Here is a 25,280-nt window from a genome sequence, read left to right as displayed (position 1 = left end):
GCGCCACAACAGCGACGACAACATGAAATCGATGAACACAATGCGGTTTGCCGCGCAGGCTGCGCTCGCGCTCGCCATGCTTCCGGTGGCAGCCCGTGCACAAAGTAGCGTCACGCTCTACGGCGTGCTCGACGCGGGCGTTACCTACGTGAGCAACGCTGGCGGTTCGTATCAGGTGAAGTTCGACGACGGCGTTTCGTATGGAAACCGCTGGGGCCTGAAAGGCACCGAGGATCTGGGCGGCGGCCTGAAGGCCGTCTTCAAGCTGGAGAGCGGCTTTCACATTGGCAGCGGGCAGCTCACGAACGGAGGATCGCTTTTCGGTCGCCAGGCTTATGTAGGTCTGCAAAACGACTGGGGTACGCTCACGTTCGGCAACCAGATCGACATGACGCAGGAGTTCGTCTACTTGTACAACGCCTCGTCATGGGCGAGTGGCTATGCGATCAACCAGGGCGACTTCGACCGCATGAACGGCGACCATCTGCCGAACGCCGTGAAGTTCGTGTCGAACACGTTCGGAGGCTTCCAGTTCGGCGGCATGTACTCGTTCAGCAATACGCCGGGGGACTTCCACACGGGCAGCGCGTGGAGCGTGGGCGCGCAGTATCAGCACGGCGCGTTCTCGATGGGCACGGCCTATACGCAGTTGAACAACCCGTCGGGCATCTACGCGTTCGACCCATACAACATGATCGGCGTGCGCACGTTCTTCGGCAGGCCGACCGTGAGCGTCGATCCCGCCACGGGCGCCGTCAGCTCGCTCTATGCAAACACGCCTTTCCCGGTGGACAAGCAGGGTGCCTTCGGCGTAGGCGCGAGCTACGCACTTGACAAGGTCACGCTGATGGGCGCGTTCACGTACACGCAGATCAAGGCGTTCGGCGAGAGCGAGCACATGCAGGTCGCCGAGGGCGGCGCGAACTGGCAGATCACGCCCGCGGCGAGTCTCGTGGGCGGCTACCAGTACACGCACTTCGACGGCCACCACTGGAATCAGCTCTCGGCGGCGATGCACTACCTGCTTTCGAAGAGCACCGACGTCTATATCTCGGGCGACTGGCTGAAGGCGTCGGAAGGCGTGGATGCGGTGATCGGCTACAGCTTCACGCCCTCTTCCACGACCACGCAGGCCGATGTGCGCATCGGCATGCGCCATACGTTCTAATGAAAGCAGCTACCACCCCCGAGCTGGACGACCTGCGGGTCTTCTGCACGGTCGCCCGCAAGTCGAGCTTTAGTGCGGCCGCCGACGCGCTTTGCGCCTCGGCGGCATACGTGAGCAAGCGCGTCGGGATACTCGAAGCGCGGCTCGGCACGCGTTTGCTGCATCGCTCGACGCGCCGCGTGGCGATGACAGCGGCGGGCGAGCGCGTTTTTTCCTGGGCCGAGAAAATCCTCGACGACGTGGACCAGCTCGTCGAGGACGTCTCCAGCACGCGGCGCATTCCGCGCGGCACGTTGCGCGTGTCGAGCAGCTTCGGCTTTGGGCGCAAGTTCGTCGCGCCGGCGCTGGCGGCGTTGTCGGACCGGTATCAGCAACTGAACGTGCAGCTCGATCTGTTCGACCGTGTAATCGATGTGGTGGGCGAGGGCTTCGATCTCGATGTGCGCATCGGCGACGACATCGCGGGCCATCTGATCACGAAGCGGCTCGCGACGAACTACCGGGTGCTTTGCGCCGCGCCCTCGTACCTCGCGCAACATGGCTCGCCGCAGACCATCGCGGAGCTGGAGTCGCACGCTTGCCTGGCGATCAAGGAGCGTGATCATCCGTTCGGCGTCTGGCGGCTCGATGCGGGTGGCAAGACGACTGCCGTGAAGGTGACGGGCCCGCTTTCGACGAATCACGGCGAAGCTGCAGTGCAATGGGCGCTGGCCGGGCGCGGCATCGTGTTGCGCTCGATCTGGGACGTGGGGCCGCTGCTGGACGAAGGGCGGCTGCAGCGCGTATTGCCCGACGTCACGCAGCCCGCCAATGTGTGGGCGGTGTTTCCGGAGCGGCTCGCGCAGTCGGCGAAAGTGAAAGTGTGCGTGGACTTTCTGGTCGAAACGTTTGCACAGGCCGGGTTCGGCGGTGCGCCGCCGGTGCCGGACATTGCCGACAACACCTGGCGCGATGTGGGTGCAAGCGAACGGTTCGTGGAATCCGACTAAAAAGGAGTGTTTGGCGTGATCGATTTTGCGCATGTTCGATCGTTGCTCGAGGCGCGGCGCGAAGGCTACAGCCTCGCAGGTGACTTCTATACGGACCCTGCAATGCACGAACTCGACATCGAGGCGGTCTTCTCGAACGAATGGCTGTTCGCGTGCAACGTGGCCGAAATTCCGCGCGAAGGCGACTACGTCACGCTCGATATCGGCAAGACCTCGGTGGTCGTGCTGCGCGGGAAGGGCGGCGACGTCGGTGCGTTCTTCAACACCTGCCGCCATCGCGGTTCGGTCCTCTGCACCGAGCCAGCGGGGCATGCGAAGCGGCTGGTCTGTCCGTACCATCAGTGGGTCTATGAACTCGACGGCAGCTTGCTGAGCGCGCGCCAGATGCCCGCCGGTTTCGATCGTGGCACCCATGGCCTGCGGCCGGTTCATGTCGAAGTCATCTGCGGAATGGTTTATGTCTGCATTGCCGACACGCCACCCGACATCGCACGCTTCAAGGCGGCGGTCACGCCATATATCGCGCCGCACCGGCCGGATCGCACCAAGGTCGCGTTTTCCATGACGATCGTGGAAGAGGCGAACTGGAAACTCGTGATCGAGAACAATCGCGAGTGCTATCACTGCGTGGGAAGCCACCCGGAACTGCTCGCCACGCTGATTGAATTCGCGCTGCCGGACGACCCGCGCGCGAACCGCGATTTCCAGCTCCTGATGCAGGAAAAGACGGCGCTCTGGGAGCGTCTCGCGTTGCCGCATTTGCCCGCGGACGGTGGGACGGAATTCCGCTGCATCCGCTTGCCGTTCCATCGCGGCGCGGTCTCGTTCACCGCCGACGGCCGCCCTGCGTGCAAGAGGCTGCTGGGCGGCCTGACCGAGCCCGATCTCGGCTCGGTGCGGATGTTCAGGGTTCCGAACAACTGGAACCACTTCCTCTCGGACCATATCATCCATTTTCGTGTGCTGCCCTTGTCCGCCACGCAGACGGCGCTCAAGACGACCTGGCTCGTGCACGAGGATGCCGTAGAAGGCGTGGATTACGACGTAGAGACGCTCACACAGATATGGCGCGCGACGAACGAGCAGGATGCCACGCTGGTGATGCACAATCAGCGCGGCACAAGTTCGAAGGCTTACGCGCCGGGGCCCTATGCGCCTTCGGAGTTCATGCTGACCAACTTCACCAACTGGTACGCGCGGAAGCTGGCGGCCTATGTAAAGGGAGCACGGTTGGCGATTTCGCAGGCTTGATGAAAAAAGTGCATCAATTAGTTCTTAAATATCGTTTGTAGCCTTCGTTTCCCAATCCATATACTCGGTCCGGCGTCGCGTGTGTGCTGCACACCGCTGGCGTATTCCCGGCCGCTTCGTTTCAGGCGTGCGGTCACCCCAAAAAAATGAAGACGGCACGTACGTCGATCGGTCCCGTGCGTGAATCCCGCAAGAGGGTAGCGGGAAGGCCAGACGTGCTTCGCCTCTGAAAGTCGACATGGAGACAACGCACGTCATGCGTTCACAATCCGGCAAACATTCTGAGAATCTATCCAGCTCGAGACCCCGGAAGCCCAAACTCCATCGCAGCCTGCAAGCGCGCCACTTGCGCATGATCGCCATTGGCGGCTCCATTGGCACAGGCCTGTTCGTGGCCACGGGCGCATCGATTTCGCAGGCGGGCCCCGGAGGCGCGATCCTTTCGTACATGGTGATCGGCCTGATGGTCTATTTCCTGATGACGAGCCTCGGCGAGATGGCGGCGTTCATGCCAGTTTCGGGCTCGTTCGCCGCATACGGTGCAAAGTTCGTCGATGAGGGCTTCGGTTTCGCCATCGGCTGGAACTACTGGTATAGCTGGGCCGTGACGATCGCAGTCGAACTCGTCGCGGCGCAACTCGTGATGGGCTACTGGTTCCCGCACGTGCCGGGCATGTGGTGGAGCGCGCTCTTTCTGGCCGTGGTTTTTTCGTTCAACGCGTTGTCGGTTCGCGGCTTCGGTGAGGCCGAGTACTGGTTCGCGTTGATCAAGGTGCTGACCGTGCTTGCGTTCATCGCGATCGGTCTCCTGATGATTTTCGGCATCCTGCAAGGCGGGCCCAGCAACGGTTGGGAAAACTTCACGATCAAGGACGCGCCGTTTGCCGGCGGCTGGAGCGCGATGCTCGGCGTCGCCATGATCGCGGGCTTTTCGTTCCAGGGCACGGAGATGATCGGCGTCGCGGCGGGCGAAGCAGAAAACCCGGGCGCGACGATTCCGCGTGCAGTCAAACAGATCTTCTGGCGCATCCTGCTTTTCTACGTGCTCGCGATTTTCGTCATTGGCGTGCTCGTTCCCTATACAGATCCCAACCTGCTGAAAAGCGACGTGACCGATATCGGCGTGAGTCCGTTTACGCTCGTATTCCGGCGTGCCGGTCTTGCGTTTGCGGCCGGCGTGATGAATGCGGTCATCCTCTCCGCCGTGCTGTCCGCCGGCAATTCCGGCATGTACGCGTCGACCCGCATGCTATACAACCTCGCCATGGAAGGCCGCGCGCCGCGGCTGTTTGCGAAGCTTTCGCCGGGCGGCGTGCCGCGCAACGCACTGTACGCGACGACCGCGGTCGGGGCACTGTGCTTTCTCTCGTCGCTCTATGGCGACAAGACGATGTACCTGTGGTTGCTGAATCTGTCGGGAATGGCGGGCTTCATCACGTGGCTCGGCATCGCGGTCAGCCATTATCGGTTCCGCAAGGGATTCCTGAAGCAGGGCTATCGCCTCGAGCAATTGCCGTATCGCGCGAAATGGTTCCCGTTCGGCCCGATTCTCGCCGCCGTGCTTTGTACCGTCGTCACGATCGGCCAGAACTATCAGGCTTTGCTTGCCAATAAGATAGACTGGGTAGACGTGGCTGCGACCTATATCGGCCTGCCGCTCTTTCTCGTGGTCTGGTTGGGCTACTCGATCGTGCGCAGATGCCGGCTGGTTCGCTACGAAGACATGGAGATCGCGCCGTGGATTGAACGCCAGATGGCGGCGTCCTCCGAGACTTCGTTGAGCGCCGGCTATCCGGCCAGCATCGCCAGCCAGGTGAATCAGGTGAAGGCGGCTTCGGACGTGTGATCCAGCGCTGCAACGTCGATATTCTCCTGTTTTCCCTTCGCACATCGAAATTCTGTAATCGCATGAACAATTACTACGAATCCACCGTCTCTCGTCCGTCCTACCCGCAACTGACCAGCACGACAGATACGCAAATCTGCATAGTCGGCGGCGGCCTCGCCGGCCTGAATACCGCGCTCGGGCTAGTCGAGCGCGGCGTGCGCGACATTGTCGTGCTCGATGCCGAGCGCGTGGGCTTTGGCGCGTCGGGCCGTAACGGCGGCTTCGTGTTCGGCGGTTACAGCCTCGACAATGCCGATCTGCTGCGCACGCTCGGGCACAGCCAGGCGCGCTCCCTGTACCAGCTCACGGTCGACGCCGTGGAGCTGATGCGCACGCGCATCGCACGCCACGGAATCGATTGCGAGATCGTCGATCGTGGCGTCGTGCTCGCGAACTGGTTCGATGATCCGTTGCGGCTCGACACAACGCGCACGCTGATGAACCGCGACTTTGGCGTCGACTGGGAGCCAGTGACCAAGGACGCGTTGCGCGCGCAGTTGAAGACCACGCGTTATCACGGCGGCCTGTTCGAGCCCAACGCTTTTCATTTCCATCCGCTGAAGTACGTGCTCGGCGTTGCGAACGCCGCTGCGCAGGGCGGCGCCCGAATCTACGAACGATCGCCGGTGCGCGCGATCGAGCGGAACGGCGCGGGCTTCGTCGTGCGCACATCGCACGGCACCGTCACCGCGAAGGATGTCGTGTTCGCCGGCGGCGGTTATGCGCGCGGCGTCGCACCGCGTATCGAGCGCGCGGTATTGCCGATCGCGACCTACGTGATCGCCACCGAGCCGCTTGGCGCTCGTCTTGCCGATGCGATCGACGCGCCCTATGCGGTCTACGACACGCGCTTCGCGTTCGACTATTACCGGCCGCTGAAGGACACGCGCATTCTTTGGGGTGGCCGGATCTCGGTGCTCGACCGCGGTCCGGACGCCATCGCGCGCCTGCTCAAGCGCGACCTCGCACGCGTGTATCCGCAACTGGCGGATGTGAAGATCGAGCACGCCTGGGGTGGCTTGATGAGCTACGCGCGGCACAAGATGCCGCAAATCGGTCGAGACGCCGACGGCGTCTGGCATGCCATCGCATTCGGCGGCCACGGCATGGCGCCCACCACGGTCGCGGGCGAGACGCTGGCCGACGCGTTGGCGCTGGGCGTGCCGGTGCCCGAAGGCTTTTCCGCATTCAGCCTGACGCGCACCTTCGGTCTCGCGGGCCTCGCGGCCGCACAACTGACGTACAGTGCTTTCCAGGCGCGCGATGCGCTTGCCGCATACCGCCACTAAGCCTCATATTCGCTCCGCGTGACCCGATGCCTGCTTCGAGGCCGGGTTGCCCGTGCGTGAGGCCATCGGCATGCTGCTCGGCCGAATTCGATCCCTTGCGTGACGATGGCAATGTGTACGCCGAGCGGTTGCATGCAGCAGGCGCTGCCGCGCAGTTTCATCTCGGACGCGGATTGCTGCATGGCTGCATGCGTGCGCTGCAGAGTTGTCCCGAGACTGCACAACTGTATAAGGCTTTTGTCGAAGCGATAGCGCATTTCCAGCCCTGGCTCCGCACCGCCGAGATTGACCTGGACGATGCGCGCAAAGAACGGAATCAGGTTCGCGCTCAACGGCACGACAGCGGCCCACGCGCCCAGCGTCGTCCCGACAATGAAGCGCGTGACGGGCAGCAGCGCGACCAGCAGGATGACGAAGGGGATCGCGCGGAACATGTTAATGGCGGTCGAGAGCGTCTTGTGCAGTAGCGGTCGCGGATAAAGCCCGCCCGGTGCGCTCACTGTGAGCACGATCGCGAGCAGCATGCCAGCGACGATCGCGATCAGCATGGATGCACCCACCATTAGCAGGGTCTGCAGCAGGGCCTGCACGTAGCGGTCAGCCAGGGTTGGCGACATAACCTTTCACCTCGAGATGGCAACATGCGCAGGCATGCGAAGTATCAGAATGCGGGAATCGAGGAGCCATTGAAGTGTGTCTGGATAAAGTGCCTGACTTCCGGGGCAATTATAGGAACGTAGATCTGCGTGGCACTACGAATGGATTGTCGAATGCTAATGACACGCGCCGGTCGATCTACGTCGGCGACGTATGCCATGTTCAGCGCAGCCCGCTCGGCAAAGATGCGCCGGATGGTCGCCAAAGTGCGGGCGGCGGCGCGGCGCGCGACCACGGTATGTAGACGAATTTTGGCTGGTAGGCTTTTTAGTGGATTGCTATATACTTTTCCAACTTTTCTTGTCTCGGGGCGACGACGCTGTGAAAAAATTCTTCCTCACCCTTGCCGCCTCGGTGGCCGCCTGTGCTATCTGGTCTGTCGCCGCACACGCGGAAGACCGCGAACTGGTTGTGGCATCGAGCGCGACCTATACGCCGTTCGCGTTTGAAAACAAGGACAAGCAGATCGTAGGTTTTGACATCGACATCATCGATGCGATCGCCAGACAGCAGCATATGAAACTGCGTATTGTGAACACGCCGTTCACCAGCATCTTCGCGTCGCTCAACAATGGCGACGTGGACCTGGTCATCTCCGGTGTCACGATCAACGACAAGCGTAAGCAGAGTTTTGACTTCTCGGCGCCGTATTTCGATGCGCGCCAGTTGATCGCGGTGCCGAAGAGCAGTTCGGTGAAGTCGCTGAAGGACCTGGATGGCAAGAAGGTCTCCGTGGTGAGCGGTTCCACGGCTGACGATGTCATGAGCCGTGAGGTGGGCAAGACCAACCCGAATATCCGCCGTTTCGAGAGCACGCCGCTCATCATTTCCGAGCTGGCTTCAGGTGGAGTAGACGCGGCAATTGGCGACAACGGTGTCATTGCGTACCGGGTATCGCAGAATCCTGGCCTCAAGACCGTGGAAGACGCGAATTTCCCCAAGGAATACTACGGAATCGTCGTCCGCAAGGGCGACAAGGCCCTGCTGGACAAGATTAACGCCGGGTTGGCTGCGATCCGCGCAGATGGCAGCTACAACGTGATCTACAAGAAGTGGTTCAACCAGGACTTCAAGCCGCAATAATGGCGTGATGCCCCGGCGCGCGCCGGGCCCGCCCGCGCTTCAGCCTTTTATTGAAAGCGAGCATGGAAGACAGCAATCCGGTCATGTGGTTCGGCTGGTTCCGCCCGGACATCCTGGTGGAGTACAGGCAACTGTTCTGGGAGGGGGCACTGGTCACCGTTGGCACGACGGTGGCCTGCGTGCTGATGGGCTGCGCCCTGGGCCTGTTGTTGGCGCTGGCGCGGCTTGCCGACGCGAGGCATCAGCCATGGCGGACGGTGTGCAAATATGTGCTCCGTTGGCCGTCTACGGCCTATGTGAGTTTCTTTCGTGGTACGCCGCTGTTCGTGCAGATCTTGCTGATGCATTTCGCGGTGATGCCGGTGTTCATCCATCCTGTGCACGGGCTCCTGATTAGCGGCGATCTGGCTCGAACCTTGAAGCAGAATCACGGGGCGCTGATCTCGGGCGTGGCGGCGCTGACGCTGAACTCCAGCGCTTATATCTCCGAGGTGTTTCGCGCAGGCATCCAGTCGATTGCGATCGGCCAGAGGCAGGCGGGCCAGTCGCTCGGCATGACGCACGGACAGATGATGCGTTACGTTGTGATTCCCCAGGCGTTCCGGCGCATGCTGCCGCCACTGGGCAACAACGTGATTTCGCTGCTCAAGGACACGTCGTTGATCTCGGCAATCGGTCTCGGTGAGATGGCCTATGCTGCACGCACTGTGGCCGGTGCCTACGGTCGCTACTGGGAGCCTTACCTGGCGATTGCGGCAGCATACTGGCTGATGACACTGGCGCTGACAATGGGCCTGCGCAGGCTGGAGGATCACCTGGCGCGAACCGATCGCGTCGCACGGTAACGCACCCCGTTTTGATCGAGTAGCGCATCCGTCAGCTCGAGCAAAGCGGGGTCGCCGCCAAAGCTGGCAATATCCCGATTCACGCGCGGCGCTTCACACGCGGGAGAACGCACAGCGCTTCGTATGCGAGATTGGCGGCAAGCAGGGCGGTGGTGCCGAACGGATCGTACGGCGGCGCGACTTCGACCACATCGGCGCCCACGAGGTCGAGCCCCCATGCGCCACGAATGATTTCGAGGGCTTGCGGGACCGTCAGTCCCGCGATCTCCGGCGTGCCGGTACCGGGCGCGTAAGCCGGGTCGATCCCGTCGATATCGAAACTCAAATACACCGGCCCTCCGCCAACGCGCTCGCGCACCTCTGCCATCAACGGTTCGAGCGAGCGGTTCCAGCATTCCTCGGCTTGCACGACGCGAAAACCCTGTTCGCGGCACCAGTCGAAGTCTTCGGCGGCGTAGCCGGTGCCGCGCAGACCGATCTGCACCACACGCTGGCAGTCGAGCAGCCCTTCCTCGACCGCGCGGCGAAACGGCGTGCCATGCGCAATCTTCTCGCCCATCATCGTGTCGTTGACGTCCGCGTGCGCGTCGACGTGAATCAGGCCGACCTTGCCGTGCTTGCGATGAATGGCACGCAGGATCGGCAGCGTGATCGTATGGTCGCCGCCGAGCGTGATCGGCGTTGCGCCGTGGCTCAGGATTGCGTCGTAGGCGGTCTCGATCCGCGCGATCGAATCGGGGAGGTTGTACGGATTGATCGCGACATCGCCGATATCCGCGACACGCAGCGAATCGAACGGTGCGGCGCGTGTCGCCATGTTGTACGGGCGCAGCAACACCGATTCGGTGCGAATCTGGCGCGGCCCGTAGCGCGCGCCAGTGCGATTCGAAGTGCCCAGATCGAACGGCACGCCCACGAAGCATGCATCGAGCCCTTCGGCATTCTGCACGTTGGGCAGCCGCATCATCGTCGCGATCCCGCCGCAGCGCGGCATCGCATTGCCGCCCAGGGGCTGGAAATATTCCATGTCCATGATTCGCTCCAGTTGCATTCGGTTAGACGCTTAAAAGCATTCACTGAATGCATTTTCTGCGCAAGGGCGGGACACGAACAATCGAAATAATTTCATGCGACGCATGTCCCCCAGTCATGGGTCGGCGTAAACCCTTGCACGCCGTCGTGCGGATGTGGGTTTTCCTCAGGTCATGCAAGAAGCTCATGCACCTCATGAAAACATATCGATTGTCCGCGCCGCGTGGCGCCGCCGAGAATGGTTTGGACAACGACGCAGATGCGTGTGCATAGGCCAGCCGGGCCGGCATCTGCATCGGGCGGTACCAACCAGGAACGCGACCATCCATGAACTATCCGGAATTTACCGCCAGCTTCGAGGAAGCCGGCGCGCGGCCAATTCAATGGCCCCATACAACGGGCCTGACCTGCGCAGAGGCGCTCGTCACCCTGCTCGAAGGATACGGCGTCCAGTACGTTTTCGGCATCCCGGGCGTGCATACGGTCGAGCTTTATCGGGGTCTAGCCGCTTCGTCCCTTCGCCACGTCACGCCGCGCCATGAGCAGGGTGCGGGCTTCATGGCGGACGGCTATGCACGCGTGACCGGAAAACCGGGCGTGTGCTTCATCATCACCGGGCCGGGTATGACGAACATCGCGACCGCGATGGCGCAGGCCTATGCCGACTCCATTCCGATGCTGGTGATTTCGAGCGTCAATGCACGCCGCGAACTCGGCAACGGAGACGGGCGCCTGCACGAACTGCCGTCGCAGCGCGGCGTGTTCGCCGGGCTCACCGCGTTCTCGCACACGCTGCTCGATGCCGCGGAACTGCCCCAGGTGCTGGCCCGGGCATTTGCCGTTTTCGGCGGCGCGCGGCCGCGACCCGTGCACATCGAGATTCCGCTGGACGTGATCGTCGCGCCCGCTCGCGGCATGAACCTGATGCCAGCCGTGCTGCCAGCGAAGCCGGCAGGCTGCCCGGCCGCCCTCGCTGCGGCGGCAGACCTGCTCGCCTCGGCCCGACGGCCGCTGATTCTCGCAGGCGGTGGCGCGCTGCACGCCGCGGCCGAACTGCAGGAACTCGCCGAGCGCCTGCAGGCGCCGATCGCGCTGACGATCAACGCCAAGGGACTGCTGCCGCCGGGACACCCGCTGCTGCTCGGCTCGACGCAATCGCTGCCGCCAACGCGGGCGCTGGCCCGCGAAGCGGACGTCGTGCTCGCGGTCGGCACCGAGTTGGGCGAAACCGACTATGACGTGGTGTTCGACGGCGGCTTTTCGATCGAAGGCCGGTTAATCCGCATCGACATCGACGCGCAGCAACTGATGCGCAACTTCAGTCCCGATGTGGCTATCGCCGCCGATTCGCGGCAAGCGCTTGGCAGCCTGTCGACACGGCTGCATGAATGTATCACGGCGGCGCGTCAGCATGACTGGGGCGCGCAGCGGGTTGCGCTCGCGCGGCAGGCCGTGGAGGCCAGCTACGACGCGCCGACGCGCTCGCAGAAGCGCCTTGTCGATACGATTACCGCCGCGTTGCCACACGTCATCATCGCGGGCGACTCGACCAGCCCCGTGTATGCGGGCAACTTCGTGCACGACGCACCGCAACCGCGTTCATGGTTCAACTCGTCGACCGGCTACGGCACGCTGGGCTACGGGCTTCCCGCGGCGGTTGGCGCGAAGCTCGCCGCGCCTGATCGCCCCGTGGTTTGCCTGATCGGCGACGGCGGGCTGCAGTTCACGCTGCCGGAACTCGCCAGCGCCGTCGAAGCCAGGGTGCCCGTGGTGGTTCTCTTGTGGAACAACTTTGGCTATGGCGAGATACGGCGGTACATGACGGCGCGCGACATCGTGCCGGTCGGCGTCGATATCCATACGCCGGATTTTCTCGCGCTGGCGCGCGGGTTCGGCTGCGTGGGCGCTCGCGTGGATACGCCCGATGCGCTTGCCGCCGAGCTGCAGCAGGCCGTATCGCGCGAAATCCCCACCGTGATCGAAGTGAACGAAGCCGACTGGTTTGCACGGGTGCCGTCATGAAGCAGCACGAAGGGTTCGAGCCTGGCGTCGCGCTGCGTACGCAGCTCTACATCGACGGCTTCTGGTGCGCGAGTGAGGGCGGGCAGCGTCTGCCGGTCGTCAACCCATCGACCGAGGAAACGATTGCCCAGGTCGAGGCCGGCAACGCCGCCGATGTCGATTGCGCGGTGCGTGCCGCCGCGCGGGCCTTCCGCAGCTGGAAAAAGACCACCGGCGCGCAGCGTGCCATCTTGCTCCGTGCGATCGCGAGCGGCGTGAGCGAGCGGCGCGAGCGTCTTGCGGCGCTCCAGTCGCTCAACAACGGCAAACCGCTGGACGAAGCGCGAATCGACGTGAGCGACGTCATCGCGACGTTCGAGTACTACGCGGGCCTCGCCGAAGAACTCGACGCAATCGGCGCATCCGGGGTCGCGCTTCCCAACGACGACTATCAGGCGACCGTCCGGCGCGAGCCGGCGGGCGTGGTCGCGCTGATCGTGCCGTGGAATTTCCCGATGGTCACCACGGCGTGGAAGCTCGCGCCCGCGCTTGCGGCCGGCTGCACGGTCATTCTCAAGCCCTCCGAAATAACGCCGCTGCCCGAACTGGAGCTTGCGGCGATCATCGCGGACGCCGGTGTGCCGGCAGGCGTGGTCAACGTCGTGACGGGCACGGGCACCGAAGTCGGGGCGCCGTTGGCGGCACACCCGCTCGTCGCGAAGGTTTCCTTTACCGGGAGCACGGCCGTTGGCGCGCAGGTCATGAAAGCCGCCGCGGACACGATCAAGGGCGTGAGTCTGGAGCTGGGCGGAAAGTCCTCCATCATCGTGTTCGCCGATGCCGATCTCGATCTCGCCACCGACCTCGTTGCGGGCGGCGCGTTCTTCAATGGCGGCCAGATGTGCTCGGCCACTTCGCGCGTGCTGGTCGAACGACCGATAGCGGAGGCACTTGCCGCGCGTCTCGCCGACCGCGCAACGCGCACGGTTGTTGGCGATCCATTCACCCCCGGCGTCCAAATGGGGCCACTCACCAACCGCGCGCAGTACGACCGTGTGCAGCGTTATATCGCGCGCGGCAAGGCCGACGGCGCGCGCCTCGTGATCGAAGGCGAGGCGCCGGCCGGCCCCGGCTACTTCGTGAAGCCGACGATGTTCGTCGATATCCCGGCCGAAAGCCCGCTGTGGCGCGAGGAAATCTTTGGCCCCGTGCTGTGCCTGCGCAGCTTCGATACCGAAGACGAGGCCATCGGCGCGGCCAACGATACCGAGTTCGGCCTGGTCGCCACGGTCGTCACGCGCGACGCCGGGCGGGGCAGGCGAGTGGCGGCCGAGCTGGAAGCGGGCGTCGTGTGGATCAACGCGCCGCAGGTCATCTTTCCTCAGACCTCATGGGGTGGCTACAAGCGCAGCAGCATCGGGCGCGAACTGGGTCCGTTCGGGCTCGCGGCCTTCCAGGAAGTCAAGCAGGTGCTCATGCCCGCCGGGGCCACCGGCGCTCCGGATTGCGTTCGCGGTGCATGAGCTTTTGTCATGGCGCGCATGCAGAGATTTCGTTTGTTGCGGGTTTTTGACGCACGTAGAGTCCATTCACGCAGCACGCTCGCGTGATTTTTGGTAATGGCAGCGCGCATTGGGCAGCGCCCATACGGTTCAATCAGGAGATGACCATGCAGGGGATCAAGCTGGGGAGAAGGCAGGCCATTCAGGCAATCGGCACGGCTCTGGCGGCATCGGCGTTGCCCATGCCGTTCATCAGTACTGCCAGGGCACAGGAGAAGAGCTACGCGGGCAAGACCCTGCGGCTGCTCACCTGGTCCGACGATACCGGCGCGGCGGCCTTGCGCAACATCGCCGCCACGTTCAGCCAGAAGACCGGCGCACAGGTCATCGCCGACCGCGCCGATGGTACCTCCGGCATGGTCGCGAAACTCAAGGCTGCCGGCGACCGGCCGACCTACGACGTGATCACGCTTGCCGGCGTCGGCGCCTCGGGTCTAGCCGATGCGGGCCTGCTGATGAAGCCGGACCTGAACAAGCTGCCGAACCTGAAAGACGTCGCGCCGCAATACCGCACGGGCGCCAACGGATTCGGCGTCGGCTACCTGCTGTGGTCGGACGGCCTCATCTACAACACGTCGACCGTGAAGACCGCACCCTCGACGTACGAAGCCCTTTGGGATCCGAAGTATGCGGGACGCCTGTTCCTGCCGCCGCCAGAGTGGGCGGAAGCGGTCGATCTGGCGATCATCGCGGCGAAGATGGCGGGCGGCTCGCAGCAGAATATCGATCCGGGCTTCAAGAAGCTCGCCCAGTTGAAGGACCGCGTGCTGACACTCGGCGAAAACCCGAACCAGGTCGCCGATCTGTTCCGCACCGGCTCGCTCGACATTGGCGGCATCTATGCACCGGCGTTCTTCCCGGAGCAGATCCGCAAGCCCGAGTACAAGATGGCCGTGACTTACGGCATGAAAGAGGGCTTCGCGACACAGCTGATGTTTACGGTGATTCCGAAGTCACATCCCGGCGATATCGATCTCATCCACGCTTTCATCAATCATTCGCTCGATGCCGGCGTGCAGGGCCGCATGGCCGCCGACGTGCTCAACGGTCCGGTGAACTCGCGCGCGGTCATTCCCGCCGAAAGCCGCGCCTTCGTGCCGTCGCCGCAGCAGATCGCCGAGAAGGCCGTGCTTCACGACGACAAGGCGCTCGCCGCGTTGCAGCCTGCGTGGATCAAGCGCTTTACCGAGATATTTTCCGCGTGAGCGCCATGTCAGCCCTCTCTTCACGCCGCGCGGGCACGCCTGCGCCTGCCGGGGAATCGACGGCCCAGCACAGTACCGCAACGGCGCTGCCGCGCGTGCCGCCGTTGCTGCTGCTCGCACCGATCCTCGCGTTTCTCGCCGTGCTGATCGCGGCGGCGCTCGCCGTGCTGCGCATGAGCTTCGGTCTCCCAGGCAACGAGTGGCATGCCTTCACGCTGCAGAATTACGTCGATCTCGGGGACGCCTACTTCCTGCGCTCGCTCTGGCTGACCTTGCGGCTCGCCTTCCAGAGCATGATCGTTGCCGTCGTGCTGGCGATTCCCGTGGCACTCGCGATGGCGCGTACGCAGTCGCGCACCGCGCGGCGCCTCCTGCTGGCCGGCGTGCTGCTGCCGCTGCTGGTCAACCTGCTGCTGCAGGGCTACGGATGGCTCGTGATACTGGGGCCCGCGGGCCTCGTCAATCACACGCTGATGGCCACCGGCCTGATCGAGCGTCCGGTGTTGTGGCTGTATCGCGAGAACGGCGTGCTGCTCGGACTGATTCAAACGGCCTTTCCGCTCGCCGTGCTTCCCATATCGAGCGCGATGCGCGCGGTGTCGCGCTCTTACGAGGAAGCGGCGGCTACCCTCGGCGCAAGCCGCTGGCAGACGCTGCGCCACGTGATGCTGCCGTTGGCGATGCCTGGCATCGTCTCAGGTGCCTTGCTCGTGTTCGCCTATAACGCGAGCGCCTTCGCGGTGCCGTTGCTGCTGGGCGGACGCCGGGTGCCGATGCTCGCCGTGCTGGTGCACGATCAGGTCGCGCCGTTGCTGAACTGGCCCGCCGCGTCTGCCTCGGGTGTCGTTCTGATGGCCGCGACGCTTGCGGTGATGGCCATCTCGCAGCGGCTCGTGCGCAACCTGCAACGCCACGCGGAGTCCCGCTCATGAATGCCTTGCGTATCCCCCTGACGATGCCCGGCCGCCTCAGTCGCGTGACCGGATTGTTTGCGACGATCGTGCTCGTTCTCGCCGCGCTGCCGATTCTGACGATGATCACGATGTCGTTCGGCAATTCCGACACGCTCGAATTTCCGCCGCAGAGCTTCGGCTTTCACTGGTATCGGGCCGCATGGCACACCTTCGTGTCGCCCGATGCGAGCGACGTGCTGTCCATGGGCACCGCGCTTACGACGAGCCTCGTCGTAGCGGTTTCAACGATGTTCATCGCCACCGCCGTCTCCGTGCCCGCTGCTTATGCGCTCTCGCGCTATCGCTTTCGCGGCAAGGCCGTGATCGAGCAACTGGTCGCGCTGCCGCTGGTTTATCCGCTCGTGATGCTGGGGCTTTCGCTGCTGCTCGTCTTCAATGTCCTGCCGGTGGAACTGGGCGTGGGGCGGCTCGTCATTGCGCACGTCATCCTCGCGCTGCCGTTCACGGTGAAGAACTGCGCGGCATCGGTTGCGTCGATCGGACCGGAATTCGAGGAAGCCGCCTGCGTGATGGGCGCGAGTCCGCGGCGTGCGCTCGTGGACGTCGTGCTGCCGCTCATGCGCCCCGGCATTCTCGCCGGCATGCTGTTCGCGTTCATCATTTCGTTTAACGAATTCACGGTGACGTTCTTCCTCTATGGCATCAACACGATGACGCTGCCTGTCTGGCTCTATAGCCGCACCGTTTCGTCGCTCGACCCAACCGTGTTTTCGTTCGCGGTCTTCATCGTGCTGATCGACTTTGCCTTGATCTGGCTGCTCGAAAAGCTCGTCGGCGACGAAGGCGTGGCGCTCTGATCGCCGCCTCTCACGCGACCCCCGGGGCACAAAGGAACTCTCATGACCCATCTGTCTTTGCAGGCCATCACCAAGCGCTTTCAGAACGCGTGCGCGGTCGACCACGTCGATCTCAACGTTCCGGACGGCAAGCTGGTGTGTTTTCTCGGGCCATCCGGCTGCGGCAAGACAACCCTGCTGCGTATCATCGCGGGCCTGGAGACGCCGACTTCCGGATCGGTGATGTTCGCGGGCCGCGACCTCACGCATGTGCCGGCCAACCGGCGCGACTTCGGCATGGTGTTTCAGTCGCTCGCGTTGTTTCCGCATATGACCGTTGCCGGCAATGTCGCTTATCCGCTGCGCTTGCGCGGTGTCGACAAGAGCGCACAAGCGAAGCGCGTGGCGGAACTGCTCGAACTGATCCAGCTTCCGCACATGGCGAACCGGCCCGTTACGCAGCTTTCCGGCGGCCAACGCCAGCGCGTGGCGATTGCACGTGCGATTGCCTCGTCGCCGAAACTGTTGCTGCTCGACGAGCCCCTCTCGGCGCTGGACGCGAAGCTGCGTGAAGCGATGCAGGTCGAGATTCGCCTGCTGCAACAGCGGCTTGGCATCACGACGATCATGGTCACGCATGACCAGCGCGAAGCGATGACGATGGCCGACGAGATCGTCGTGATGCAGAGAGGGCGTATCGCCCAGGTCGGCAGGCCGCTCGACATTTACCGGGACCCCGTGAACGAATTCGTGGCGGACTTCATCGGCCTCGGCAACATCTTGCCCGTGACGCTCGAAGCCGACACTGGCATCGCGCTGCCGGGCGGCCAGCGGATCGCCGTCAATGCCGCCATGCGCACGCCGGAGCGCTCGGGCGACATCCGCCTGCTGATTCGCCCGGAAGACGTGTGTGTGCGGCCCATGAGTGCGAATCGCGGTCCGAACGTCGTTGCCGGCAAGGTGACGTTTGTCCGTGACGTGGGCGCGCAGATCGAAGCGACGATCGATTGCGACGGCTTCACGCTCACCGCCGCCACCACGCCCCGCGAGACGCCGGACCTCGAAGTGGGGCGGCCAGTGCTCGCCGAGATGCCGGCCCACGCGTGCAGGCTGATTCCGGCGCACACCGGACATTGAAACCCCGCAATGAACCTTTTTACCCCCCAGAGAAGCCGTTGGAAGGAGATACCCGTCATGAACACCACTCACGTCACCACGAGCCCCATGCAGCGCCTGGCGGCTCGCACCATCGCAGCCTTCGCGCTTGCCGGCACGGCTGCCCTCAGCGCGTTCGCACCGCTCGCACATGCGGACGCCCTCGACACGATTGCGAAATCGGGCGTCGTGCGTGTCGGCGTATTCGAGGACTATCCGCCGTTTGGGTCGATCGGGCCCGACATGAAGCCGCAGGGCTACGACATCGACGTGGCCAACCTGATCGGCAAGGCCTTGAACGCGAAGGTCGAACTCGTGCAGGTGACGGGCGACAACCGCATGGCCTATCTGGCGGATCACAAGGCGGACATGCTGCTCTCGGTTGGCCAGACGCCTGAGCGCGCGAAGGTAATCGACTTCTCGCAGCCGTATGCGCCGTACTATCTCGCGGTATTCGGACCGAAATCGCTGGCGGTGAAGAATGCGGGCGATCTGGCTGGCAAGACGGTCGCCGTCGCGCGCGGCACGCTCGAAGATCTGAGTGTGTCCAAGGTGGCGCCGCCCTCGGCGGTCATCAAGCGCTTCGACGACCCGAACGGCGCGATTTCCGCATTCCTGTCCGGTCAGGCTCAACTGCTCGTGGTTGGCAACGATGTTGGCGCGACCATCATGGCCCGTCATCCCGCCAACGATCCGGAGCAGAAGTTCTCGTTGTTCAGCTCTCCAGATCACGTGGGCCTGAACAAGAACGAGCCGCGCCTGAAGCAGAAGGTCGACGACGCCATCGCGGCCGCAAAGAAGGACGGCTCGATGAACGCCATCTCGCTCAAGTGGCTGCGTGCTCCGCTGCCGGCTAGTCTCTGACGCGCTCCGGCTTCCGCTTACCTAACGACAGACGGCGCAGCGATGACCTACACATTCGACTTTAGTGACTTCGGTCTTTACGCGGGCATGCTGGCGCGCGGCGTGGAAGTGACGCTAGGCCTGACGGCGGTCTCGACCGTGCTGGGCGGCTTGCTCGGCATTGCCGGCGCGAGCCTTGCCGTCGCGGGCCCGAAGTGGGTGCGCGCGCTGGTTGCGTCCTACGTCGAGCTGATCCGCAATACGCCTTTTCTCGTGCAGCTCTTTTTCGTGTTTTTCGGGCTGCCGGGTCTGGGTGTGCAGATCAACGAGATGCAGGCGGCGGTATTGGCGATGACCGTTAATTTGGGGGCCTACGCGACCGAGATCGTGCGCGCCGGCATCGACTCGATCCCTCGCGGCCAGCGCCAGGCGGCAATGGCGCTCGGCTTGCAGGGGCGGCAGGTGTTCCGCCACGTCGTGCTGCCCCAGGCGCTCGCCAACGTCTTCCCGGCGCTGCTGGGCCAGGTGCTGATCGTCATGCTCGGCTCGGCCGTCGTCTCGCAGATCTCCGTGCCCGACCTGACGTACGCAGCCAATTTCATCCAGTCGCGCAACTTCCGCTCGTTCGAGAGCTACGTGATCGTCACGGTGATCTATCTCCTGCTGTCGATCGTGCTGCGGCTGCTCATCAACCGGCTTGGCAAAGGCCTCTTCGCCGGGCGCACGGCGCGCGGCGCCGGCGCCTCGCGCGCCCCCCTGCGTGCGTGGCTTTCCGGTCGCGCCCGCATGGCTGCATCCAGCCTTTCGAAGGAGCGTTCGTAATGGTCGAGTTCACTCTCTGGGATATCGCGCGCAATCTGCTGCTCGCCGCGCGCTGGACCGTTCTGCTCTCGCTTTGCGCGTTCGTTGGAGGCGGCATCGCGGGTCTCGTGCTGCTGGCGATGCGCGTGTCGCCGTTGGCGTGGCTGCGCCGCATCGCCGTGCTGTACGTCGAGCTGTTTCAAGGCACGCCACTGCTGATGCAGCTCTTTCTCGCGTTCTTCGGGCTGCCGCTCGTGGGAATCGAAGTTTCGCCGTGGCTGGCCGCAACGGTGACGCTGACCCTCTACACGAGCGCCTATCTGGCCGACATCTGGCGCGGGTGCGTCGAAGCCGTGCCGCGAGGGCAGTGGAGCGCCGCGGCCAGTCTCGGCATGACATGGCCTCAGCAACTGCGTTACGTCGTCTGGCCGCAGGCATGGAAGATCGCCGTGCCGCCCACGGTCGGCTTTCTCGTCCAGGTGGTGAAGAGTACGGCGCTCACGTCGATCATCGGCCTGACCGAGCTGACCAAGACCGGAACCATGATCACGAACGCCGTGTTTCGTCCGTTCCCGATCTACGCAATGGTCGCACTGCTGTACTTCGCGATGTGCTTTCCGCTCACGTGGTATGCGCGCGTGCTCGAAGGCCGCTACCAGCGTGCCCGGCACCGCTGAACGCATGAACTTCAACGCTCTTCAGAAGCAGGTTTCCACATGATTACCATTAGCAACGTATCGAAGTGGTACGGTCAGTTCCAGGTGCTCACCGACTGCACGACGGAAGTGAAAAAAGGCGAAGTCGTCGTGGTATGCGGCCCGTCGGGCTCGGGAAAATCGACGCTCATCAAGACGGTCAATGGCCTCGAACCGTTTCAGAACGGCGAGATCAGGATCAACGGCGAGTCGGTTGGCGACAGGAAGACCAATCTGTCGAAGCTGCGCTCGAAAGTGGGCATGGTTTTTCAGCATTTCGAACTATTCCCGCATATGTCGATTACCGAAAATCTCACGCTCGCACAGGTGAAGGTGCTCGGCCGGCGCAAGGACGAGGCCGCCCAAAAGGCCTTGGGGCTGCTGCAACGCGTGGGCTTGCGCGCTCATGCGGACAAGTTTCCCGGCCAGCTCTCCGGCGGTCAGCAGCAGCGTGTCGCGATCGCCCGGGCGTTGTCGATGGACCCGATCGCGATGCTGTTCGACGAACCAACCTCGGCACTCGATCCGGAGATGATCAACGAGGTGCTGGACGTCATGGTCGAACTCGCTCAGGAAGGCATGACGATGATGTGCGTCACGCATGAGATGGGCTTCGCGAAGAAGGTGGCGAATCGCGTGATCTTCATGGACCAGGGGTGTATCGTCGAAGACGATCTCAAGGAGGCGTTCTTTGCACAGCCGAAGTCCAGCCGTGCGAAGGACTTCCTTTCAAAGATCCTTCACTAGCCCGTTTCCATCAAACCGGATACGCGAATCCCATGCGACGCCTTCCTCCACTCAACGCACTGCAGGTATTCGAAGTGGTTGCCCGCCACCGCAGCTTCACCTGTGCTGCGGAACATCTGTGTCTCACGCAGGGAGCGGTGAGCCGCCAGGTCCTCGCGCTGGAGGACTACTACAAGTTTCCGCTTTTCATCAGAGGAAAGAAGGGACTCACCCTGACGACCGAGGGCGAGATGCTGCTGCCCGTCGTGAAGGAGGGGCTCGCGCGTATCGAAGAGATGTCGCTGCGCTTGACGCGGCAGCGCACGGATCTCGCCATGAAGGTGCCGACCTGCATCATGCGCTGGATGTTGCCGAGAATCATGCGGTTTCAGGGCGAACACCCCGACTTGCTGGTGCAGATCACGGCAACCTGGCAGCACGACGTCGACTTCCAGGCCGAGCCGTTCGACGCCGCGATCATCTACGGTTCGTCCCCAGGGGCCGGTGTTCACGCGGTGCCGCTGTTCGACGAGCAGATTACGCCGGTCTGCGCGCCGGAACTGCTGAACAGCAAGCCGCTCGCACAGTTCGACGATCTCTCGCAATTCACGCTGCTGCACCCGACGCGAGACCATCGCGACTGGAGACAATGGCTCGATCAGGTCGGCGCGACCCAGGTGGACGCGAACATGGGGCCGAGTTTCGAAACTCTCGATCTGGCGACAAACGCGGCCATGCAAGGCTTCGGCATTGCGATCGGCGACCGGACGCTGGTCGATGACGACCTCGTGGCGAAGCGGCTTGTCATGCCGTTCGACAGAGTGATCGAAACGGGCGCCCGCTATTACTTTGTCTATCCCGAGTGCGTGGCGCATCAGCCGAAGGTGAAGCGCTTCAGCGAGTGGATGGCACTGAATCACCAACCACAACCGGCTATCGCGCCCGTATAAGAACCGCCTCGCGAGCGGCGCGATGCACTTTTTAGTACCGACCCCGTATCGCCCTCACTTCGGGCTCGATCGTTGCTGCCCCAACCACGGGTGTGCCAGGCGATCGAACGGGCGCACAGGGGCGGGCAACAATCGGCTCATACGATACAGATGGCGTCTGTCATGAGACACGGGAAATCGTCAATCTCCTGTTCGGTCATGAAGTGAAGCAACCCACGCTCGTTCGCGCGTAACGCGCTCTGCCGCCGAGCGGCCTCGCTCCCCGCAGCCCCGTCCAGTCCCGAATCCAGACGTCAAGCCACGCGCGCCGCCCGCAACTATCGGGCGGGCTGATGAATGAGATCGCAAATTGCGAGTTTTTCTATTGGCCACACATTTATACGATATTCATTGTCGGCACAGAGTTTGTGCAGCCGCACCGCAAGCGTATCTGGAGGAGCGATGGAACATCAGCCCCGCACGCAGAATGAGAAGCTCGAGGTCAAGACCACGACGTGCTACATGTGCGCGTGCCGCTGTGGCATACGCGTGCATCTTCGCGACGGCGAGGTTCGTTATATCGACGGCAATCCCGACCATCCGCTTAATCAGGGTGTGATCTGCGCCAAAGGCTCGTCGGGCATCATGAAGCAGTATTCGCCGGCGCGCCTCACGCAGCCTCTGCTGCGCAAACCGGACGCCCTGCGCGGCACCGCCCAGTTCGAGCCCATCTCCTGGGAAGCCGCGTTCGACATGCTGGAAAAGCGCCTCGCGCATTTGCGCGCGACCGACCCGAGGCAATTCGCGCTCTTCACGGGCCGCGACCAGATGCAGGCGCTGACGGGTTTGTTCGCCAAACAGTTCGGCACCCCAAACTATGCGGCGCACGGCGGCTTCTGCTCGGCGAACATGGCGGCCGGCATGATCTATACGATGGGCGGTTCGTTCTGGGAATTCGGTGGACCGGACCTCGACCGCGCCCGGCTGTTCTTCATGATCGGCACGGCAGAGGACCATCACTCGAATCCGCTGAAGATTGCGATTTCGAAGTTCAAGCGCGCGGGCGGCCGCTTCATCGCCATCAATCCAATCCGCACGGGCTACGCGGCAATCGCCGATGAATGGGTGCCGATCCGTCCCGGCACGGATGGCGCGCTGTTCATGGCGCTCATGCGTGAGCTGATCGAACGGAATGCGTACGACCGCGAGTTCGTCGAGCGCTATACGAACGCCGGTGAACTGCTCGACATGCGCGCCGACAGCGATACGTACGGCCTGTTCGTGCAGGACCCGGCAGTGGAAGCGCGCAATCGGCTCTTTCCGCAGAACCACCTGTGGTGGGACGCCGCGAGCCAGCGCGAAGTGCCGCATCACGCGCCGGGCGTGCGCCCCGCGCTGGAAGGGCGCTATACGCTCGCAGACGGCACGCCCGTCGCGCCGTCGTTCGAGTTGCTGCGTGAGCAGGTTGCCGACTGCACGCCTGAGTGGGCGGCGCAGATCACCGGCATTCCCGCACCCACGATCCGCCGGCTGGCCCAGGAAATGGCCGATGTCGCGCGCGATCAGAAGGTCACCTTGCCGATTCAGTGGACCGACGCCTGGGGCGAGACGCACGAATCCGTGACGGGCGCGCCCATTGCCTTTCACGCCATGCGCGGGCTCGCCGCTCACTCGAACGGCTTTCAGTCGATACGCGGGCTCGCCGTGCTGATGTCGCTGCTCGGCACCATCGACCGGCCCGGCGGTTTCCGGCACAAGTCGCCTTATCCGCGCGCCGTGCCGCCCTCGGCGAAGCCGCCCAACAGCCCCGACGACGTGAAGCCGAACACGCCGCTCGCGAACGGTCCGCTGGGCTGGCCCGCCGCGCCGGAAGATCTGTTTATTGACGCCAAGGGCGAGCCCGTGCGCATCGACAAGGCGTTTTCGTGGGAGTACCCGCTCGCCGTGCATGGTTTGATGCATAGCGTCATTACGAACGCGTGGCGGGGCGATCCGTATCCCATCGATACGCTGTTGATCTTCATGGCCAACATGGCGTGGAATTCGTCGATGAACACAGTGGAAGTCCGCAAGATGCTTGCGGACAAGCACGAGAACGGCGAGTACAAGATTCCGTTCATCGTGGTGTGCGATGCGTTCCAGTCGGAGATGACGGCATTCGCCGACCTGATTCTGCCTGACACGACCTACCTCGAACGCCACGACGCGATGTCGATGCTCGACCGGCCCATTTCCGAATTCGACGGTCCGGTAGACTCCGTGCGCGTGCCCGTCGTCCCGCCGACGGGCGAATGCAAGCCGTTCCAGGAAGTGCTAGTCGAGCTGGCGAGCCGCCTGAAACTGCCGGCGTTCACGACGCCCGAAGGCACGCGCAAATACCGCGACTATCCGGACTTCATCATCAATCACCAGACGGCGCCCGGCTCGGGCGTGGGCTTCCTGATCGGCTGGCGCGGCAAGGACGGCGACAAGGCGCTGGTTGGCGAACCGAACCCGCGGCAGTGGGAGGAGTACGCGAAGCACAACTGCGTCTACCACTACACGCTGCCCGAGTCGCTGCAGTACATGCGCAACTGCAACGGGCCTTATTTGGACTTCGCCGTCGAAAAGGGTTTTCGCAAGTTCAACGAGCCGATCGTCATCGCGCTTTACTCGGACGTGATGCAGAAGTTCCGGCTCGCGGCACAGGGCAAGACGAAAGGCCGGCAACCGCCCGAGCATTTGCGCGCGCGCATCGAACGGTACTTCGACCCGCTGCCGTTCTGGCATCCGCCGCTCGAGCACGATACGACCGATCACGCGCAGTATCCGCTCGCGGCCGTCACGCAGCGTCCCATGGCGATGTACCACTCGTGGGACTCGCAGAACGCCTGGCTGCGGCAGATTCATGGCGAGAACTATCTGTACATGAATCCGCGCACGGCGGCGGCGCAGGGCATCGAGGACGGCGGCTGGATCTACGTCGAATCGCAATGGGGCAAGGTGCGCTGCCTCGCGCGCTACAGCGAAGCGGTCGAGCCGGGCACGGTCTGGACGTGGAACGCCATCGGCAAGTCGGCGGGCGCGTGGAATCTCGGACCCGAGGCCAATGAGTCGCAGCGCGGCTTCCTGCTGAACCACCTGATCGCGGACGAAATTCCCGTCAAGCACGCCGATCACACGCGCACGTCGAACTCCGATCCGATCACGGGGCAAGCCGCGTGGTACGACGTGCGCGTGCGCATCTATCCGGCGGAGGCTCACGCCGACCACACGCTGCCGCAGTTCGCCCCCATGCCCGCGCTGCCCGGCTCCGTCGGCACGGGGGCGGGGGGCCTCATCCATCGCGTCGTGCAGACGTATTTCGCCGGGCGCGGCGAGTTTGCCGCGCGTCTTGCGAAGGCCGCGCAACGCAAGTGAAACGGAGAGCAT

Annotated in this window: 20 protein-coding genes and 2 pseudogenes; 20 read left to right on the top strand and 2 right to left on the bottom strand. The window is 63.5% G+C overall.

Features of this window, described 5'->3' with window-relative positions; all coding sequences use genetic code 11:
* Positions 1 to 22: 22 nt before the first annotated feature.
* From M3I56_RS33280 to M3I56_RS41775, 6 genes and pseudogenes are all read left to right on the top strand, one after another.
* Complete coding sequence (locus M3I56_RS33280) at positions 23 to 1,168, top strand: porin (RefSeq protein WP_375541832.1); 1,146 nt, start codon at positions 23 to 25, stop codon at positions 1,166 to 1,168.
* A complete protein-coding gene (locus tag M3I56_RS33275) occupies positions 1,168 to 2,157 on the top strand; it encodes a LysR substrate-binding domain-containing protein (protein ID WP_254357612.1) in 990 nt (329 codons plus the stop codon). The genes M3I56_RS33280 and M3I56_RS33275 overlap by 1 nt, the downstream gene beginning before the upstream one ends.
* 15 nt (positions 2,158 to 2,172) lie before the next feature.
* On the top strand, positions 2,173 to 3,408 hold the full coding sequence (locus M3I56_RS33270; protein ID WP_254357611.1) for an aromatic ring-hydroxylating dioxygenase subunit alpha: 1,236 nt from the start codon (positions 2,173 to 2,175) through the stop codon (positions 3,406 to 3,408).
* A gap of 256 nt (positions 3,409 to 3,664) precedes the next feature.
* Positions 3,665 to 5,254: an amino acid permease gene (locus M3I56_RS33265; protein WP_254357610.1), complete on the top strand. Its 1,590-nt coding sequence runs from the start codon at positions 3,665 to 3,667 to the stop codon at positions 5,252 to 5,254.
* 62 nt (positions 5,255 to 5,316) lie between these two features.
* Positions 5,317 to 6,585 (top strand): FAD-binding oxidoreductase, encoded by a 1,269-nt coding sequence (locus M3I56_RS33260; protein ID WP_254357609.1) that lies wholly within the window; start codon positions 5,317 to 5,319, stop codon positions 6,583 to 6,585.
* 26 nt (positions 6,586 to 6,611) lie between these two features.
* Positions 6,612 to 6,716 (top strand): annotated as a pseudogene (locus M3I56_RS41775) (alpha/beta hydrolase); the annotation flags it as partial.
* Positions 6,717 to 6,845: 129 nt separating this feature from the next.
* Here M3I56_RS41775 and M3I56_RS41770 read toward each other — a convergent pair.
* Positions 6,846 to 7,202: pseudogene (locus M3I56_RS41770) on the bottom strand (ABC transporter permease); the annotation flags it as partial.
* A 361-nt stretch (positions 7,203 to 7,563) separates the two neighbouring features.
* On the opposite strand from M3I56_RS41770, the gene M3I56_RS33245 reads away from it, so the two are divergent.
* Both M3I56_RS33245 and M3I56_RS33240 read left to right on the top strand, forming a co-directional pair.
* Entirely contained in the window at positions 7,564 to 8,325 is a 762-nt protein-coding gene (locus M3I56_RS33245) for a basic amino acid ABC transporter substrate-binding protein (RefSeq protein ID WP_375541831.1), read from the top strand.
* 62 nt (positions 8,326 to 8,387) lie between these two features.
* Positions 8,388 to 9,170: an amino acid ABC transporter permease gene (locus tag M3I56_RS33240; protein ID WP_028207065.1), complete on the top strand. Its 783-nt coding sequence runs from the start codon at positions 8,388 to 8,390 to the stop codon at positions 9,168 to 9,170.
* A 79-nt stretch (positions 9,171 to 9,249) separates the two neighbouring features.
* Here the strand turns inward: M3I56_RS33240 and speB are convergent, their stop codons facing one another.
* Complete coding sequence (gene speB, locus M3I56_RS33235; protein ID WP_254357608.1) at positions 9,250 to 10,203, bottom strand: agmatinase; 954 nt, start codon at positions 10,201 to 10,203, stop codon at positions 9,250 to 9,252.
* A 326-nt stretch (positions 10,204 to 10,529) separates the two neighbouring features.
* Between speB and M3I56_RS33230 the strand changes: the two genes are divergently transcribed.
* From M3I56_RS33230 to M3I56_RS33175, 12 genes are all read left to right on the top strand, one after another.
* Positions 10,530 to 12,224 (top strand): 5-guanidino-2-oxopentanoate decarboxylase, encoded by a 1,695-nt coding sequence (locus M3I56_RS33230; RefSeq protein ID WP_254357607.1) that lies wholly within the window; start codon positions 10,530 to 10,532, stop codon positions 12,222 to 12,224.
* Positions 12,221 to 13,726, top strand: a complete 1,506-nt coding sequence (locus tag M3I56_RS33225) for an aldehyde dehydrogenase family protein (RefSeq protein ID WP_254357606.1) — start codon at positions 12,221 to 12,223, stop codon at positions 13,724 to 13,726. Before M3I56_RS33230 ends, M3I56_RS33225 begins: the two co-directional genes overlap by 4 nt.
* Before the next feature lie 146 nt (positions 13,727 to 13,872).
* Positions 13,873 to 14,970, top strand: coding sequence for a PotD/PotF family extracellular solute-binding protein (locus M3I56_RS33220; RefSeq protein ID WP_254357605.1), 1,098 nt, complete (start codon positions 13,873 to 13,875; stop codon positions 14,968 to 14,970).
* A 5-nt stretch (positions 14,971 to 14,975) separates the two neighbouring features.
* Entirely contained in the window at positions 14,976 to 15,902 is a 927-nt protein-coding gene (locus M3I56_RS33215) for an ABC transporter permease (RefSeq protein ID WP_254357619.1), read from the top strand.
* On the top strand, positions 15,899 to 16,741 hold the full coding sequence (locus M3I56_RS33210; RefSeq protein ID WP_254357604.1) for an ABC transporter permease: 843 nt from the start codon (positions 15,899 to 15,901) through the stop codon (positions 16,739 to 16,741). Before M3I56_RS33215 ends, M3I56_RS33210 begins: the two co-directional genes overlap by 4 nt.
* A 42-nt stretch (positions 16,742 to 16,783) precedes the next feature.
* Positions 16,784 to 17,857 carry an ABC transporter ATP-binding protein gene (locus M3I56_RS33205; RefSeq protein WP_254357603.1) on the top strand — a complete coding sequence of 358 codons (1,074 nt, stop codon included), beginning with the start codon at positions 16,784 to 16,786 and terminating at the stop codon, positions 17,855 to 17,857.
* A gap of 87 nt (positions 17,858 to 17,944) precedes the next feature.
* Positions 17,945 to 18,739 (top strand): transporter substrate-binding domain-containing protein, encoded by a 795-nt coding sequence (locus M3I56_RS33200; protein WP_375541833.1) that lies wholly within the window; start codon positions 17,945 to 17,947, stop codon positions 18,737 to 18,739.
* Positions 18,740 to 18,781: 42 nt separating this feature from the next.
* Entirely contained in the window at positions 18,782 to 19,540 is a 759-nt protein-coding gene (locus M3I56_RS33195; protein WP_254357601.1) for an amino acid ABC transporter permease, read from the top strand.
* Positions 19,540 to 20,196: an amino acid ABC transporter permease gene (locus tag M3I56_RS33190; RefSeq protein WP_028207074.1), complete on the top strand. Its 657-nt coding sequence runs from the start codon at positions 19,540 to 19,542 to the stop codon at positions 20,194 to 20,196. The genes M3I56_RS33195 and M3I56_RS33190 overlap by 1 nt, the downstream gene beginning before the upstream one ends.
* A 39-nt stretch (positions 20,197 to 20,235) precedes the next feature.
* A complete protein-coding gene (locus tag M3I56_RS33185) occupies positions 20,236 to 20,961 on the top strand; it encodes an amino acid ABC transporter ATP-binding protein (RefSeq protein WP_028207075.1) in 726 nt (241 codons plus the stop codon).
* Between the two features lie 32 nt (positions 20,962 to 20,993).
* A complete protein-coding gene (locus tag M3I56_RS33180) occupies positions 20,994 to 21,890 on the top strand; it encodes a LysR substrate-binding domain-containing protein (protein ID WP_254357600.1) in 897 nt (298 codons plus the stop codon).
* Positions 21,891 to 22,331: 441 nt separating this feature from the next.
* Complete coding sequence (locus M3I56_RS33175) at positions 22,332 to 25,268, top strand: molybdopterin oxidoreductase family protein (RefSeq protein WP_254357599.1); 2,937 nt, start codon at positions 22,332 to 22,334, stop codon at positions 25,266 to 25,268.
* The last annotated feature ends 12 nt before the right edge of the window (positions 25,269 to 25,280 follow it).

The sequence above is a fragment of the Paraburkholderia sp. CNPSo 3281 genome, from assembly GCF_024206515.1.
GTDB lineage: Bacteria > Pseudomonadota > Gammaproteobacteria > Burkholderiales > Burkholderiaceae > Paraburkholderia > Paraburkholderia nodosa.
Note: the sequence above shows the minus strand (reverse complement) of the source record. Positions and strands in the feature narration are given on the sequence as shown.